The sequence below is a fragment of the Paenibacillus sp. HGH0039 genome (assembly GCF_000411255.1).
Lineage (GTDB): Bacteria > Bacillota > Bacilli > Paenibacillales > NBRC-103111 > Paenibacillus_F.
Genome location: NZ_KE150412.1, coordinates 2,078,820 through 2,094,307, shown reverse-complemented (window position 1 = coordinate 2,094,307; position 15,488 = coordinate 2,078,820). Strand labels below are relative to the sequence as shown.

14 protein-coding genes are annotated in these 15,488 nt (G+C 44.9%); 13 read left to right on the top strand and 1 reads right to left on the bottom strand.

Features of this window, described 5'->3' with window-relative positions; translation table 11 throughout:
• The first annotated feature begins 2 nt into the window (after positions 1–2).
• From HMPREF1207_RS09080 to HMPREF1207_RS09035, 9 genes are all read left to right on the top strand, one after another.
• A complete protein-coding gene (locus HMPREF1207_RS09080; RefSeq protein WP_016423604.1) occupies positions 3–452 on the top strand; it encodes a hypothetical protein in 450 nt (149 codons plus the stop codon).
• A gap of 23 nt (positions 453–475) precedes the next feature.
• A complete protein-coding gene (locus HMPREF1207_RS09075; RefSeq protein ID WP_009676373.1) occupies positions 476–1,012 on the top strand; it encodes a DNA topology modulation protein FlaR in 537 nt (178 codons plus the stop codon).
• Between the two features lie 54 nt (positions 1,013–1,066).
• Complete coding sequence (locus tag HMPREF1207_RS09070; protein ID WP_009676377.1) at positions 1,067–1,432, top strand: DUF4180 domain-containing protein; 366 nt, start codon at positions 1,067–1,069, stop codon at positions 1,430–1,432.
• Positions 1,429–1,944: a hypothetical protein gene (locus tag HMPREF1207_RS09065; protein WP_009676385.1), complete on the top strand. Its 516-nt coding sequence runs from the start codon at positions 1,429–1,431 to the stop codon at positions 1,942–1,944. The genes HMPREF1207_RS09070 and HMPREF1207_RS09065 overlap by 4 nt, the downstream gene beginning before the upstream one ends.
• Before the next feature lie 803 nt (positions 1,945–2,747).
• Positions 2,748–3,584: a MarR family winged helix-turn-helix transcriptional regulator gene (locus tag HMPREF1207_RS30745; RefSeq protein ID WP_009676374.1), complete on the top strand. Its 837-nt coding sequence runs from the start codon at positions 2,748–2,750 to the stop codon at positions 3,582–3,584.
• A 149-nt stretch (positions 3,585–3,733) separates the two neighbouring features.
• On the top strand, positions 3,734–5,182 hold the full coding sequence (locus tag HMPREF1207_RS09050) for an aryl-sulfate sulfotransferase (RefSeq protein WP_009676379.1): 1,449 nt from the start codon (positions 3,734–3,736) through the stop codon (positions 5,180–5,182).
• A 1-nt stretch (position 5,183) separates the two neighbouring features.
• Entirely contained in the window at positions 5,184–6,269 is a 1,086-nt protein-coding gene (locus HMPREF1207_RS09045) for an ABC transporter substrate-binding protein (RefSeq protein ID WP_009676382.1), read from the top strand.
• 279 nt (positions 6,270–6,548) lie between these two features.
• On the top strand, positions 6,549–7,331 hold the full coding sequence (locus HMPREF1207_RS09040; protein ID WP_009676376.1) for an ABC transporter ATP-binding protein: 783 nt from the start codon (positions 6,549–6,551) through the stop codon (positions 7,329–7,331).
• Between the two features lie 15 nt (positions 7,332–7,346).
• Positions 7,347–8,204, top strand: a complete 858-nt coding sequence (locus HMPREF1207_RS09035; RefSeq protein ID WP_009676381.1) for an ABC transporter permease — start codon at positions 7,347–7,349, stop codon at positions 8,202–8,204.
• 280 nt (positions 8,205–8,484) lie between these two features.
• Here HMPREF1207_RS09035 and HMPREF1207_RS09030 read toward each other — a convergent pair whose 3' ends face one another.
• On the bottom strand, positions 8,485–8,721 hold the full coding sequence (locus tag HMPREF1207_RS09030) for a hypothetical protein (RefSeq protein ID WP_016423602.1): 237 nt from the start codon (positions 8,719–8,721) through the stop codon (positions 8,485–8,487).
• Positions 8,722–8,929: 208 nt separating this feature from the next.
• Here HMPREF1207_RS09030 and HMPREF1207_RS09025 point away from each other — a divergent pair, with 208 nt between their 5' ends.
• The 4 genes from HMPREF1207_RS09025 to HMPREF1207_RS09015 all read left to right on the top strand — a co-directional run bounded on the left by HMPREF1207_RS09025 (position 8,930) and on the right by HMPREF1207_RS09015 (position 15,451).
• Positions 8,930–10,090 (top strand): hypothetical protein, encoded by a 1,161-nt coding sequence (locus tag HMPREF1207_RS09025; protein ID WP_009676380.1) that lies wholly within the window; start codon positions 8,930–8,932, stop codon positions 10,088–10,090.
• 564 nt (positions 10,091–10,654) lie between these two features.
• A complete protein-coding gene (locus HMPREF1207_RS09020) occupies positions 10,655–11,074 on the top strand; it encodes a hypothetical protein (protein ID WP_016423601.1) in 420 nt (139 codons plus the stop codon).
• Between the two features lie 147 nt (positions 11,075–11,221).
• Entirely contained in the window at positions 11,222–11,389 is a 168-nt protein-coding gene (locus HMPREF1207_RS29760) for a hypothetical protein (RefSeq protein ID WP_009676371.1), read from the top strand.
• Positions 11,390–11,707: 318 nt separating this feature from the next.
• Positions 11,708–15,451, top strand: a complete 3,744-nt coding sequence (locus HMPREF1207_RS09015) for a hypothetical protein (RefSeq protein ID WP_016423599.1) — start codon at positions 11,708–11,710, stop codon at positions 15,449–15,451.
• Positions 15,452–15,488 lie beyond the last annotated feature (37 nt).

The window sequence follows — 15,488 nt, the reverse complement described above, 5'->3', positions numbered from 1 at the left end:
GAGTGAGTTTGAAATCATGGAAAAAGTCCTCCACGGATGTACATTTTGATGACATAGATTTTCATGATGCGTTAGTGGAACGGATTGAGGTAAAAGAACGGGAGATTATTGTTGAACTTGAATCGGTCAACATTTTGCCGGGGCATCCGCTCAATCCCTACAATGTTGCTAAAAACACAGACAGGTGCATGTTAGTTTTCCGGCAGGTCCTATCAAATGAAGCTGTTAGATTCCAGGAGGGAGGCATTCCTCAATCTATGAATTGCGCAGATTTTAAGAGCTTAGAGATTCTAAAATTTGAACGCTTTGAACAGGAAGAGACCCGACTCTTCAAGATTTTTGGAGCAGACGATCAGTTTTGCGGGTGGGAAGTGAGGGCCGGAGGTTTTGTCCTCCACTGGAATGAATTTACGGGGGATGCCTGGTTTGTAGGTTGGAATGAAAATAAATAAAATAGTGCCAAGCGGTGGTCTAAATGAAAAAAATTCATATCATGGGCTCGGTCGGAAGCGGCAAAACAACCCTGGCCAGAAGGTTGTCTGCCGAATGGCAGCTTCCTTTTTATGAGCTGGATAATGTGGTCTGGAAAAGAACTCCCTCGGGCGATGTGCGAAGAACGGATGAAGAGCGCGATGCCTGCCTAACGGAAATAGTGCGTGCTGACGCGTGGATAACGGAAGGGGCTCATTGCAGCGGCTGGGTTGGCTCTTGTCTTGAGCGTGCGGATCTCATCATCCTCGTGGATACGGAGTATTCTACACGGCTCAGGCGAATCATAACGCGGTTTATCCGGCAGAAGCTCGGTCGGGAGAAAGCGAACTATAAGCCGACATGGACGATTTTTCGAAATATGTTTCGCTGGAATCGTCAGTATGAGACGGAGGGCAGAGCCCAAATTATGGAGCTGCTGGAGCCCTACGGCGTTAAATTGCTGGTTTTGAAAGATACCAGCCAGTTGGATACATTGCTTTTATATGAGCAAGGGTATCAAGGAAAGCGGGAAAATAACTGACAGACAGTCGGCATCTATAAATAATCGTCCAAACCAATAGGAGGAATATATGAAATGAACATTACAGTCGATCAACGGCAAAATTCGAAAGTAGCCATCATCTCCAGCGAAAATGTGGTGATTAACAGCGTAAACGACGCGCTGGACTTAATGGCAGATGTGCATTACAACCACGGATGCGACAAAGTACTCCTAAGAAAAGAACAGCTCACTGAGGATTTCTTCGAACTCCGAACCAAACTTGCAGGAGATATTTTGCAAAAATACACCAACTACAGCATGAAAATCGCCATCGTCGGAGAGTTCGGCGGGTATAACAGTAAGAGCCTGAATGATTTTATATACGAGTGCAACCAGGGGGATAAGGTGTTTTTCAAGCAGACAGAAGCGGAGGCGCTGGATGCGCTGCATGGGGCATGATCACTTTTCTGCAAACGAAAGGAATTAAGGCGTACAACGAGATTTTGGAGATAGCGGAACGGCCGGATTTTCTCTTTTCCAATGACCGGGATCAGGTGGATGCGGAAGCCCGTTATAACCATCGCACCATCCAGCGGTTGAACAAAATGATTAAGTACAACAAATTATCCTTAAATGAGCTGGAAGATGTAGTCGCTTTTGTAGAATCTGCGTGGGCGTCTTATTTGAAGAAGTTTTATGAGGAAAAAGCGTTTGTCTTCTATATGTGGGGAGACTATCAAATTCCTGCGATTAGAATTTCCGTAGTTTCTTATTATGAGGGACTTGGGCTGCCTTTCGGATGTATAGTGAACCAGGTTGACGATCGGAAGGAAGTTCTCATACAGTATCGGGAAAAAGCTTGTTTCGATGGAATTCCGATTAGGGATAGTGAAGATCCAAACTCTGTGATCGACGATGAGGAAGAAAATACTTATCTACTTACGGTGTATGCTAGGATTATAAACGGTTAAAGGTGAATTGATGAAAAAGCGGATCAGGAGAAAGCTCCACAAGCAGTACTTAGGGGATCTTGTTTATGAGATTAGTATCTCTGCGTACTGGCGGCAAAAGCTCTTAAGAGGGGCTGAGGCAAGAGTGCTGATTAATAAAGACTGTATGGAAATTCCATGGGATTTGAGAAGCCGGATTAAACAGTTGGATTTAAGCTATTATGTTTCGGTCGTTCCTTACTCCAAAACAACCGGTTGGGAAGATTGGGGGGAGAATTACAGCTATTTTAAATTCGAGTCAGTCGAATTCCCTACAGTTCAGTCGTATTCAGTCAATAACCGGAATGCATTGTAGAAGGCTAACAAAAAGATTCGTCGGAGGTCATCGCAGTAAAAGGGGCGGATAACCGTTACAAAAGAGCAGGCTGTTTTAAGAGCTAAGCAAGAGGCTGCTTTGGAGACAGGGCACCTAGTGAGAATGATCAGGCTGCATAAGAATCTGCTCGGGCAGGTTCTTTTTTTGTGCTTCTGGGAGAGTTCGTCCACATATATTTCGCTCCGGTAATAGTTAACTAAAAGAATAAAGCGATTAAAAACTTAAAACATACTTGACAGGTATGAATAATTGGTTTAATCTAACTTCAAGATCATTCTATGAATTTTAATCAAATGAACATTCATTAAACGAGCATTCATTATTTTAAAACTAAACCAATGAGGAAAGCCGATTGGACCACCAAAGGCTCCTGTAATCTCTTACCGTCAGACGGAGGAGATAACGGGGGCTTTTGTGTTTTTCCGGGCCTCCTGACGAAAGGAATGGCATGCACGAAAAAGACTGGGCGTTATATGAAGAGGCCGATTGGCTCTTCCGCAGGCTGGTACGCAAATTTGTGAAGGAACGCGACAAAATTTCCGTCGAGGGTATCACGCTGCCGGGCATGCTCATCCTTAACTCTATTAACAGAGAGGGAGAGCAGCGGATGGGCGAGCTGGCGGAGCAGCTGGATTTCACCTCCGGCGCGGTAACGGCGCTGTGCGACAAGCTGGAAGCGGGCGGCTTCGCGGTCCGCAAAAGAAGCGAGTCCGACCGCAGGTCCGTCGCGCTGGACATTACGGATAAGGGCCGGGAGTTGCTCCGGCGGAACAGCGGGCTCAGCGGGCATATGATCGACATCTTGTTCGGCGGGTTTTCGCAGGAGGAGCTGGCGCATCAGATTGCTTTTTCCCGGAGGCTGCTGGAGAAGCTGGAAGGGTTCGCGGAAGCGGTGCTGACTTATCCCGGAGAAGACGTGGAGGAAGTGGGTGAAACGGAAGCAGATGGTCCAACCGAGGGAGTTCAGTCGCCCGTGGCGGTTGAAAAGGCCGATGCTTTGCAGGTTTCATTACTGCACTCGCCTGCACAGCCGGCAGTGATAGCTGTTTCGGCAGGCTCGCCGTTCAAGTCAGCGAGGGGAGCGGCGGCCGATCTTGAACTGGAATCGGCAAGGTTATCCGCCAAGTTCGGAGAGGAAAGCTTGGCTGCTGCTTTTACAGGCAATACAGCATCCGATACGTCATCGGAATTACGACCGGAATCTCCAACACAACCCTCAGCGGATCAGCCACCTGCTTCTAAACCGAAAACGGCGAATCACAAGAAAAATTTCATATCCTATTAACACGGCTGGCCGATGTTTTGAGACAAGAGGAGTGTCTTTTTCATTCATCAGCTTACATGTAAAAGTCAGATTAAATTTATAAGCGTTACTGCGCGAGGCCATTCCGTTTTTTACAAACCAAATCCAACAATAGAGAGGACATTAACCATATGGGACATCCGACGATTTATCCGACAGGAACGACGGTTTACAAACCGGGCAAAAGCTGGAGCGGCTACACGTTGTATCAGGCGGCGGAGACGGGGGCGCTGCTGATCGACATGAACGGGCGGGAGGTTCATCTTTGGAAGGGGCTGAGAGGGTTCCCAAATAAACTGCTTCCGGGCGGGTACGTATTCGGCAGTACGGCGGAGCGCGATCCGAAGTACGGGTTTCAGGATGAAGTGAATCTGGTGCAGGTCGACTGGGACGGCAACATCGTGTGGAAGTTTGACCGCTACCAGCATATCGAAGACCCCGGGCATGAGCCGCAGTGGATGGCGCGCCAGCATCATGATTACCAGCGCGAAGGCAATCCGGTCGGGTACTACGTGCCGGGTCAGGAGCCGAAAGTCCACTCCGGGAACACAATCGTGCTTGCACACAAAAACGTGAATCGTCCTGAAATATCCGATAAAGAGCTGCTGGATGATACCATTCTGGAAGTGGATTGGGAAGGGAATGTTATCTGGGAGTGGACAACGAGCGACCATTTTGAGGAGCTGGGATTTGACGAGGATGCCCGGAAGGCGCTGTACAACGACCCCAACACCCGTTTCTTCGGGGCCAACGCCGGCGACTGGATGCACATCAACTCCGCTTCGGTCCTCGGTCCGAACAAGCACTACAATGCGGGCGATGAAAGATTCCATCCGGATAACATCATCTGGGATGCGCGGGAGACGAACATCATTGCCATCACTGACAAAAAGACCGGTAAAATCGTCTGGAAACTCGGCCCCAACTATAATACCGAAGAGACGAAACACATCGGCTGGATCATCGGCCAGCATCACGCCCATCTTATTCCGCAGGGATTGCCGGGCGCGGGCAACATCCTGATCTTCGACAATGGCGGCTGGGGCGGCTACGGCGCACCGAATCCGGAGTCCCCGGACGGCATCAAAAACGCCCGCCGCGATCACTCCCGCATCCTGGAGATCAACCCGATCACGCTCGAAATCGAGTGGCAGTACACGCCGACGGAAGCAGGCTTCCAGGCTCCGCTCGATTCGTACCGGTTTTACAGCCCGTACATAAGCTCCGCCCAGCGCCTGCCGAACGGCAATACGCTGATTACCGAGGGCGCGGACGGCCGGATTTTTGAAGTGACGCGCGAGCATGAGCTGGTGTGGGAGTACATTTCACCTTATAAAAACAAGCGTAACTCCAACATGGTCTACCGCGCCTACCGCGTACCTTACGAGTGGGTACCGCAGCTGGAGTTGCCGGAGGAAGTCGAAATCGCGCCGATCGACGTAGCGGACTTCCGTCTGCCGGGAGCGGCTGCTCGCGGAGCGGTAACTGCCGTGGAAGTCGAAGGAACCGTCTCTTACGGTGAGGGCGCGCTGTGCGTGGCACGGACGGACGAAGGACAGCCGGAACCGGAGAAGGGCTAGGGTGAGGACGATGAGAGAGACTGCAGATGAAAGTAAAAAAGCCGCGGGCCACGTTGGCCTCCGCCAAGCCCGCCACCGCCACTTCGCCCGCACGCTGCTCGCACTGGTGTTGACCGCCACACTGTTGGCCGTGCTGGCGGGCTGCGGCAAAGCGGCCGCCGACCCCAAACAGGGCGGCGCCGCCAAGCTGAAGCTGAAAATCGCGGACATTTCCACCAACTCGATTTTCCGCGTCGCTAAAAGCAAAGGCATCTTCGACAAGCACGGCATCGACGCCGAGCTCGTCTCGTTCGCCACACCGGCCGAAGGCGTCAACTCCCTGTTTATCAAACAGGTGGACGTCGCGTTCGGCGCGGATTTTCCCCTGCTGAATGCCGTGAGCAAAGGCGATTACGCCATTTTCGCCTCGTCGGGTACGGCAACGGATCTGAGCGCCAGCGAGTGGAAGCTGTTCGTCCGCAAGGACATCAAGAGCGCGGCCGATCTCAAGGGCAAGAAGCTGAGCTTTTCCCGCGGCACTTTTGTCCCCTATCTTTGGGATGTGTATCTGGGTCAGAACGGCGTCAAATTGTCCGAAGTGAAGCTGATCGGCCAAGGCGGTTTTGATGAAGCGTATGTCGCGCTCAAAAAAGGCGAGATCGACGGCGCGTGGGTATACGGCGCGGTGCTCAACGAAAAATTCGGCGCTCTGGCCGAAGCCCACGAGCTGACCGACATGTCCAAAACGCCGGTACGCCTCGGCAACGGCCTAATCGCTCCCAACGAGCTGCTCAAAGCCAACAAAGCGGGCTTCGTCAACTTCCTGAAGGCGATCGACGAAGCTTCTGCCTACGCTCAGGCGCACCAAGAGGAGAGCGCGGACATCATGTACAAGGAAGTCAAGCAGCCGAAAGAGGCGACCCTCAAGGACCTGCCCAAAAACCCGTGGAAAATCGGGTTCACGGATAAAGCGTACAACGGCTACAAGGAGCAGAAAAAATACATGGTCGACAACGCCATCATCGAGAAGGATTTCGACCTCAAAAGCAAGCTGTACCTGGACATTTTGCGGGAAGCCTTCCCGGATAGGGTCATTGAAGTGAAGTAGTACGAATAACTGAAAAGCGGCGGCATGGGCCGCGCCGACAACCACGCCAACATTGCAGCGCACGCCCGGCAGCGGTCGACCGAATGCCGTCTTGCACCGGGATACCGACCACTGTCATGCAGCGAAATACGGACCGCTACCATGCACCGAAACACCCAACGTAACACCGACTATACAGCGGAATACCGATCACTATTTATGCAGCAATGCACCAACTGCTGTCACACAGCGAAATACGGCAAGAACAAAACGTAACAAAACTGAACAGGGGGATGAAGTATGAGTACTGAGGCAGCGCCGAAACGCAACGAAATCCACATCGAACGCCTGGACAAAAGCTACATGCAGCCTTCCGCCGGCGAGCTGCACTACATCATTCAGGACGTGAATCTGGCGGTCCGGGGCGGCGAGTTTTTCGTCCTGCTGGGGCCGAGCGGCTGCGGCAAATCGACGCTGCTCAGTCTCATCGCGGGCTTCGTCTCCAAGACGTCCGGCCAGGTGCGCGTCGGAGACCGCGAGGTCGACCGGCCCGGCCAGGACCGCGCCGTCGTCTTCCAGCAGGCCGATTCGTCCCTGTTCCCCTGGCTCACGGTCAGGGAGAACGTAGAGTTCGGCCTGCGCATGAAGCGTGTCCCGGCGGCCGAGCGCCGCGAGATTTCCGACCAGTACATTGCGCTGGTCGGTCTTAAGGGACACGAGAGCAAGTTCCCGCGCGAGCTGTCCGGCGGCATGAAGCAGCGCGTTCAGCTGGCCCGCGTGCTGTCGAACGATCCGGCCATCCTGCTCATGGATGAGCCGTTCGGCGCGCTCGACGCGATGACGCGCCGCACCATGCAGAAGGAGCTTCAGCGGATTTGGCAGGAAACCGACAAAACCGTCATTTTTGTCACCCACGACATCCAGGAAGCGCTGCTGCTCGGCGGCCGCATCGGCATCATGTCTGCCGGCCCGTCGTCCAACATCTCGCACATCTACGACGTGCCCCTCGCGTATCCGCGGGACCTGGGGTCCCCGGAGTTTTACGAGCTGTACAACCGCATCCAGGCGCATTTCGACGAATAGGGAGGAGAAGCCGATATGAACACAAACGCCATTACGGCAAAAAAAACGATCACGTCCAAGCCGCCCATTACGGCTGCTTCCGCCTCGAAACCGCTCCGCAAGCCTTGGTTCAAAAAAACACTGCTCACCCTCGTCTTCTGGATCGCGGGACTGCTTCTGTGGCACGGGTTATCGCTCGTCTACGGTCCGGAAATTCTGCCCGGTCCAATCCTGACCGCCGAGGGTGGCTACGAGCTGCTGGCCGACGGCACCCTGCTGCAGTACATCGGCATCAGCTCGTATCGCGTCCTGCTCGGTTGGACCCTCGGCAGTCTGATCGCCATCCCGGTCGGCCTCGTCATCGGCAAAGTCGACGCCATTCGCGCTTTTGCGGAGCCGTTCCTGAACTTCATCCGCTTCATTCCGCCTATCGCGTTTATCACGTTGTTCCTCGTCTGGTTCGGTATAGGAGAAACCTCGAAAGTCGTGCTCATCCTGTACGCCACTTTCTTCATCGTCGTGCTGAACACCTTGACCGGCGTGCTCGCCGTGGAGGAGGACAAAATCCGCTCTGCCCGCAGCATGGGCGCCTCCGAATGGCAGATCGTCCTGCACGTCATCATCCCGTCTACCGTGCCGTACATGTTCACGGGCATCCGCCTCGCCATGGGCACCTCCTTCATGGCCATCATCGGCGCCGAAATGATCGCCTCCAACGAAGGCGTCGGCTATCTCATCTGGAACTCGCGGCTGTTCTTCCGTACGGACTGGATTTTCGTGGGGCTGATCTGCCTGGGGCTGATGGGTTTCATCACGGATCGCGCCGTGGCGCTGCTGGGGCGTAAGCTTTTGGCTCGGTATGGGGTTGTGGGGACAGTGGGGGGACGGCGGTAGGGGAATATGTATATGTATATCCATTGATTACAACTACTAGGCGCCTCTAAACTTGGGACAAGATGATAAAGTCTTGCTCATTGAATAGAGGTGCATTTTATGTAAAATGCTTAGATAAATGATTCTTTATAATCTTTTAGGGATTTTGCGAATCGAATCTATTATTAGAGTTACTATGACTTAGCCATAAGTAGGGTTCCAAGTTGAGGTATAAAGCAGGTTGAGGGGATACTCTTTTTATCTGAGTAAAACACATAGTTAATCAAAAATGTGGTTGAAGTTACTTTGTTTTTTTATGATCGAAATACATTTTTATTGCAATTATTAAATTTAATATGCCTACCAAGATAGTACTGATAATGACTATTAGTTGGACAGTTGAAGGTCCTGCTATTTTTCCATTTCCTACGGGACCAACCTTAGGTTGAGTCATATCCCAAAGTCCATACAATAATCCTATCAATGGTACTAATATGGTAAGCAAACTAACAAAAATATAGGCTGTGTACTTATTCATATGCTCACCTCCCAAATGGAATAACTAACAGCTTCCATTTTAAAGCATAGACTTCACTCGAAATTAAAATTCCATTTTATTATCATTATAACACAAATTAATCAAAAAATGAAATATAATTAAATTTTATTTAATGTAAAATTAAAGCAACTTTTCCAAATTCGTATCGTCTAATACATTGATTGAAAAAAATATGTGGAGGTAGAAAATGATTAACAAGAAGAGTAGGAAGGTGGTTACAGTTTTATCTTTGGTCTCCCTTTTTTGTTTCACCAGTCTTGGGCCAGTTTCGGCTGAAAGTTCACAAGGAGCTAGTGCGAATTTAGGTAAGCAAGAACCGATCTCGACAGTTGAATCTTACACCATTGAAACGTATTCCGATACGTTAAACGCAGAAGGGTATTTTGAAAAAACCGGATACGAGGTAGTAAATGCTGTAACAAAGATCTATGTAGATGAAGGAAGAGCCATAAAATCTGAAGTAAGTTCAATTGAAGATTTTTACGACAACCAAGGGAACTACATTAAAACCGTAATAAAAAATGATAAATCCGCAAACGATTTTATTACAGGGAAAGCAAAAATTAATAATCAAAATTTTGTAGCATCTAGTCCTCTTAATGATCAATCACAATTAGCGAATGTAATCAAAAATAATGATACATTCGAAAAGGAGACTTTAGACTCTTCTAAAGAACAAGCTATATTAAAAAAATTAGAGACCAATGTTAGTAAACTTCCAAAAGTTCAGGATAAGGAAGTACAAGGGATCAATCTTGAACAATTAAACACAATAAAACAAAAGATTTCCGAGTTACAAGCTTCTAAAGTGACGCCAAAGGTTAGCACGTGCCCTTCAAACTCTGGAGGTGTTGAGTCTTGTGGAGCTTACGATAATCTTTACAGGCATAACATTATAAATGGTGATTTTACTGCACAAGTTCTTGGACATGCCGGGGAAGATAGCAAATATACAAGATTACATGGGAATGTAGGTAACAATACGGCAAAAGCTAGCAGGTTGGCTACTTTTAAGCAGCAAATAAATACTTATGAGAGATACATCGTCGATGATTTGGAAGCTAGTACCTTCTGGGAAGTAGTAGGATGGGCATCTGCTCTTGCTTCTTATGTACTGCTGGTTCAAGGGTTTCTTACAGGTCCAGTTGGGTGGGTTGCGGTTGTCTCCTCATATGCAAACGCTCTTTTGGTATTTATTGGATTTACTTCTACATCTTACGCTACAGTTTCTAGATTGCAAATTAGTAAAAATGCGGCAGCTCAATTAAACAATGCTAAGACAACACACTACAATATGTTAAATTTGGGTGATGCAAATTATGGAAGCGACTATGTATCTGGATTTTAATTAGCAGTGGTATTAGAGAGTTAATAAAGCGAATCTTATCCCGCGTTCCTTATGTTACGGATGCGGGATTTTTTTATGGAAAAGAAAGTAAAACGTTCATTGCATTTAGCAGTCTTTTCAAGTTTATGGTTCCTAAGGGATCAGTAGAACTTAATTTTTAGGAAGTTGGCACGAAACCCACAAAACCGTTATTCCATAAAGTGTACGATAATATAGGGTATGTAGCATCAATATTCCGGCTCGTTTACGATTGTTAGCACATAAACAACAACCTACAACAGAAAGCATTTTGATGGAATCAGCTTTGTATCTCCATAATATTAAAAACTACATTCTAATCCATCAAATTCTTTTAAGCTAAGTCGTAGGGCACCCATTGATTTCTAAGTAAAAACCTACTGTTAGGCGAACAGCCTTAATGCAGTGGGTTTTTGCCGTTACCCCAGATGTCCAGCAGGTCCTATAAAAGTTAGAACTACATTTTACACAAGCCGCCAAATACAATTGGTATATCAGCCAGGTCGGAAGATTGACTTCAAACCAACATACAAGGGCGGCGATAGAATGAAAATTCTTAAATACCTCTTTCTATCCTTAAATAGTCTGTTGTCTTTTTACGCAGGTTGGTGGGCTTATGAAATGGTCCTATGGTTAGTTTGGGAGCAAACCATTAGCGAAGGGGATTTACGAGCCGTTCAGTATTGGGCGGGAATCGCGTATCTAATCATCTTGGTTCCCTTATATCTTTTGATATGTTCCTATGTTAGATCCAGAATAAAACCAAGGTTTGTGCGTATACTTCTTTATCCTATAGGATGCGCAGTAATATTTGTGCTTCCCACCCTATTTATATTTGCTGCTTTTGGCGGCGGAAATCTCTTTTCGGCGGAGGCATTCCTGTTTTATGTATTTTTTATTTCTTCCGGTGTGGTATTTGGGCTAGGGTATGCTTTGAGCATGTTTTTGTCGCTAGGTAAGTTCTGAAAAATAATTCGTAGACGCACTCCCTTTAATGGCAAAAGAGGGTGCTTTTTTGTTTTAACTTAATGAAGAGAATGAAAATATCGTTTACAATGGAATTATTAACCACCCTTAGCATTGCATGATTAACTTCGATCAGGAGGGTTTAGAATGTCTATGAAATTAATGCTCTCGGGGATTTTCGTATTCCTTTTAATCGATTTTATGGGAAATACAATGGGGATCAAGCTGTATCTGCTGGAAGCTATTCTTCCTCTATTAGGGATCGTTTTGTTTGTTTCGGGGCTCTTTGTGAAAAGTGGTCGTGATTCGCGGTGATTCGTATAGCTGAGTTCGTTTTTTATATAAAAAAATCCAGGAGAGCCTATTAGGCCACCCTGGATTTGTGTTAGTTAAAAAGTTTATAAATGAGCAATAGCAACATGATAATAATCCTCGGCTCTACTTTAAATGAACAACTCTTTCTTGTTTTTTTAAATTCCATATTAATTCCTCCCTATTATAGATGATTGAGGGAGAGTTAATTTTCTCCCCTCATTCTTTAGCGGGGAGGGAAGAAGAATTTAGCTTTTTTGTGATTTGAATTTATTCAATTCATGGAAACCAGGAGTAAATTCATACACTGGAGGCGTTGACATGTCCAAACTAACCGATATCAAGCAAAAAATCCTGCAGTTCGATGGCGGTGCTTTTCAGGAACTTTGTGATGCATATCTATATAAACTGGGTTACAGAGATGTAACATCGTTAGGTACGAAATCGGGCACTTTAAAAACAACAAAGGGCATTCCAGATACATATTTTCTTGATTCAAACGATAAATATATTTTTGTTATGTATACAGCCCAGCAGACAGAAGTCCCTAAAAAGCTGAAAGAAGATATCTTTGACTGTCTTAACTCCCAGAAAACAGGAATCGAAGTGTCAGATATAAGCGAAATCATTCTCTGTCACACATCTTCTAACATCCCAGCAGGCAAGACCAACAATTTATATGAGGTATGCTCAAACAAAGGAATATTGCTGAAAATTTTGGGGATCGATGAGCTTGCTAGTGATATTTACAACCGGTTCCATGGAATTGCGCGTGACTTTTTAGGGGTTCCAATTAGCACGGAGCAAATTTTTGATCTTCGTGAATTTGTAATGGCTTATGACTCTAACGGTATGGCAGCTCCACTCTCTACCACTTTTCAAATGAGGAAACAAGAAACCGTTGATATTTTGGAAAAGATTGAACAGAGCAAGGTTACAATTCTCACAGGTCCCGCGGGAGTAGGAAAAACACGATTAGCCTTGGAGTGTTGCGAAAAGTATGCGACAGAGAATAAATACAGACTATTTTGTATCCAAAGCAATCGTCTTCCCATTTATGAGGATTTAAAAATTTTTTTAAATAAACCTGATAATTATCTACTATTTATTGATGATGGAAATCAAATCTCTGGCCTTAACCACGTTCTTCAGTACTTAACAAAAGCCAAGCAAGGCTATGAAATAAAAATTGTTATAACGGTCAGAGACTATGCGAAATATAGTATTGTGCAGGAGGCAAGAAATTTCACAAAACCAGAAGTTTATGGGATTGGTGTGTTTAAAGATGAAGAAATAAAAGAACTATTAAAAGAAAACTTACAGATCCTAAATACTAATTATTTGAATAAAATTGTACGTATTGCTGAAGGAAATGCCCGGCTTGCTGTACTTGCAGGAAAATTGGCTGTTGATAAACAGAGACTTGATAGCATCAATGATGCCACTGAACTATACGAAAGCTATTACGGAAATGTTATAAGTCGCCATATTTTGAGTGAGAATAAAGAATTATGCGCTGTAGCGGGTATACTCGCCTTTGTATCCGCTATCCATCTTGAGCATTTAAAAGGATTAGCTTCATTGCTAGAAAGTTTAGACATATCAGAAAGCTCCTTTATTAAATATGTCTATAAGCTTCATGAATTAGAGATAGTAGATATTTATCATGATAAAGCGGCTAAGATCTCTGATCAGTGCTTTGGTAATTATCTGCTGAATTATGTATTCGTTCAAAAGAAGATTGTGCCATTGGCCGTTATGATCAAAGCTTGTTTTGTTAGTTACCGACCCCGTGTTGTTAATGCGGTTAATACGTTAGCTAATATTTTTGCCTCGAATGAAATGCACCAGCAGCTAGAAAAAGAAATCGGTATTGTATGGGATGATTTTCAAAAATCTGGGGAAGCGTATTTTTTGGAATATGTCAAAGTATTTCATAGTATACGGCCAACTGAAACCTTATTACTTGTAAAAGAAAAAATAGATAGTTTACCTTATGAAGCATATGATGTTAATTCCGTTAATTTTGAAGAGGAAAAAAGGCGAGGAAGAAGCGAAGATAATTTTGTTCTTCATATTCTCGGTGGCTTTCGTGATACAACTGACCTTCCAGATGCACTAGATTTGATGTTCGATTATTACAAAAGGCAACCGAAAAATTTCGTAAGCGTTTATCAAGCTATTTGCAATGCTTTTGTAGTGAAGAAAGATTCACATCGTTATGGCTATTGGACCCAACATCAACTGATTACTAAATTTGTTGAACACTCGAATATTTGGAGAAACGAAGCAGTAAACATACTATTTTTTAAAATCGCGGCAGAGTTTCTAAAGCTCGTTTCTTCACCAACCGAGGCAGGGAGAGGTAACTCCTTCACATTCTATACGATCCCGATTGAATTAAGCGAAGGATCTGAACAATACCGGGGTTTGATTTGGACTAACCTACTAGAGTTGTATAAACGTGATAACTATCAGTTAGAGATTGAAAAAATAATAGCAGGGTACGGATCTGGACAAGGTAGAAAAATAGACCATGATGTGGTGAAATATGATTTTAAGTATATAAAACAGTTTTTTGAAGAACGGTTTTCACCAGATAAACTTTCACACTGCCTTATTGCAAAAAAAGTATCAGAACATTTCACATTTTTTACTGAAATTCAAAGTGAATATTTTTCTAGATTTATGAATTCTCCCGATTATAAGTTTTATAGTATTTTAAAAGGCAAAAGACAATTAGAAGAATTGGATTATCATAAGGAAAGAGAGTTAAAGAAAGCGGATATTCATGTACTATTTGATAACTTTTCTAAAGTAACGATACATAAAATGTTAGACATATGTTTGATTTTTAATAAGGAAGATTCAGAAGGAAATTGGGGATTACAAGACGGAGTTCAATGCGCGTTTAATGTCCTGTCCCAAAACAAAGAGGCCTTTTTATATGCTTTAGATATATATTTAATGAACAACACTCCTCTTGACATAGTCCCTGATCCGATAGTAGCTAAGATGTTAGATATTTGTGGGGACAAAGAAACTTACAGCATAATCAATCAAAGAAAATATGCTAAAAAGGCTGATTGGCAGTTTTCTTTTTTTAAAAACCTGCCCCAGCAGCTATTTACAGAACAATATCTTCAGGACTTCTACAAATTTTTATCCAGTAAAGAGATTTTTCAGAATGTAACCACACCTAAAGAGCTTGATTTCTTGCAGTATAACCCTGACGTTTATATGACTACATTTAGACTGATTAACCAAATGTATGAATATTCACCTAGCGTATTTTCTCTTTATGTAGAGCCACTATTTAATATTTACAAAACTCAATCTGAAGAATTACTCAGTCGCTTTAAAAGTGATTTAAATTTATTGAAACACCTTTATTTTAATTTAATTTCCTGTCGAGAAAATGTAGATTCCAGAGGTAAATTTCTCTTTAATTTCAATAGCGTTGATTCGAGTTTTTTAGAAGATTATATACAGTATATTATGAAAAAAGATGAAGACATGTGGGCGCCGGAGAAAGATGAAGATCGTCTTTCTGGAATTTGGAAATGGGATAATTATATCCATCTTGCCGATCAAATCATGGAAACTTATTATCTAGATAGAGAAGCTTCAATTAGATCAATGGCTCGACATATTACAAATGCATTCATATATTCTGATCAATCAGAACTTGTAGAGAAACGACAAGATGAATGGATCGCGCATTTCGTGGATGAAAATCATCAAAAAGTAAATGTGATGCTTATCATTTATTCGGCTATTGCAGAACTTCCATCTGAAAGAAGGAAGAAGCATGTTCTCTACTTAATTCGTTTGAATCAAGACTATGAGTTATTTGATAAACTTCAATTGCTACCGAGTATTGTAGGTGGTGGGGGGAATATGATAGCTGACATGGAGAAAAGGATTTCTTTCCTCGAGTCTTTGCTTCCTTCTCTTACTGGAATAACTTATCTAAGACACAAACAAAAGATTGAACGTCACATTGAGATGTGGAAGCGAGATATCGAAAGGGAGCAGGTTGAGGAGGTATTTGAAAGGTTATAAACCTTACGCCCCCACGTACCACCTCACTTTCATATTT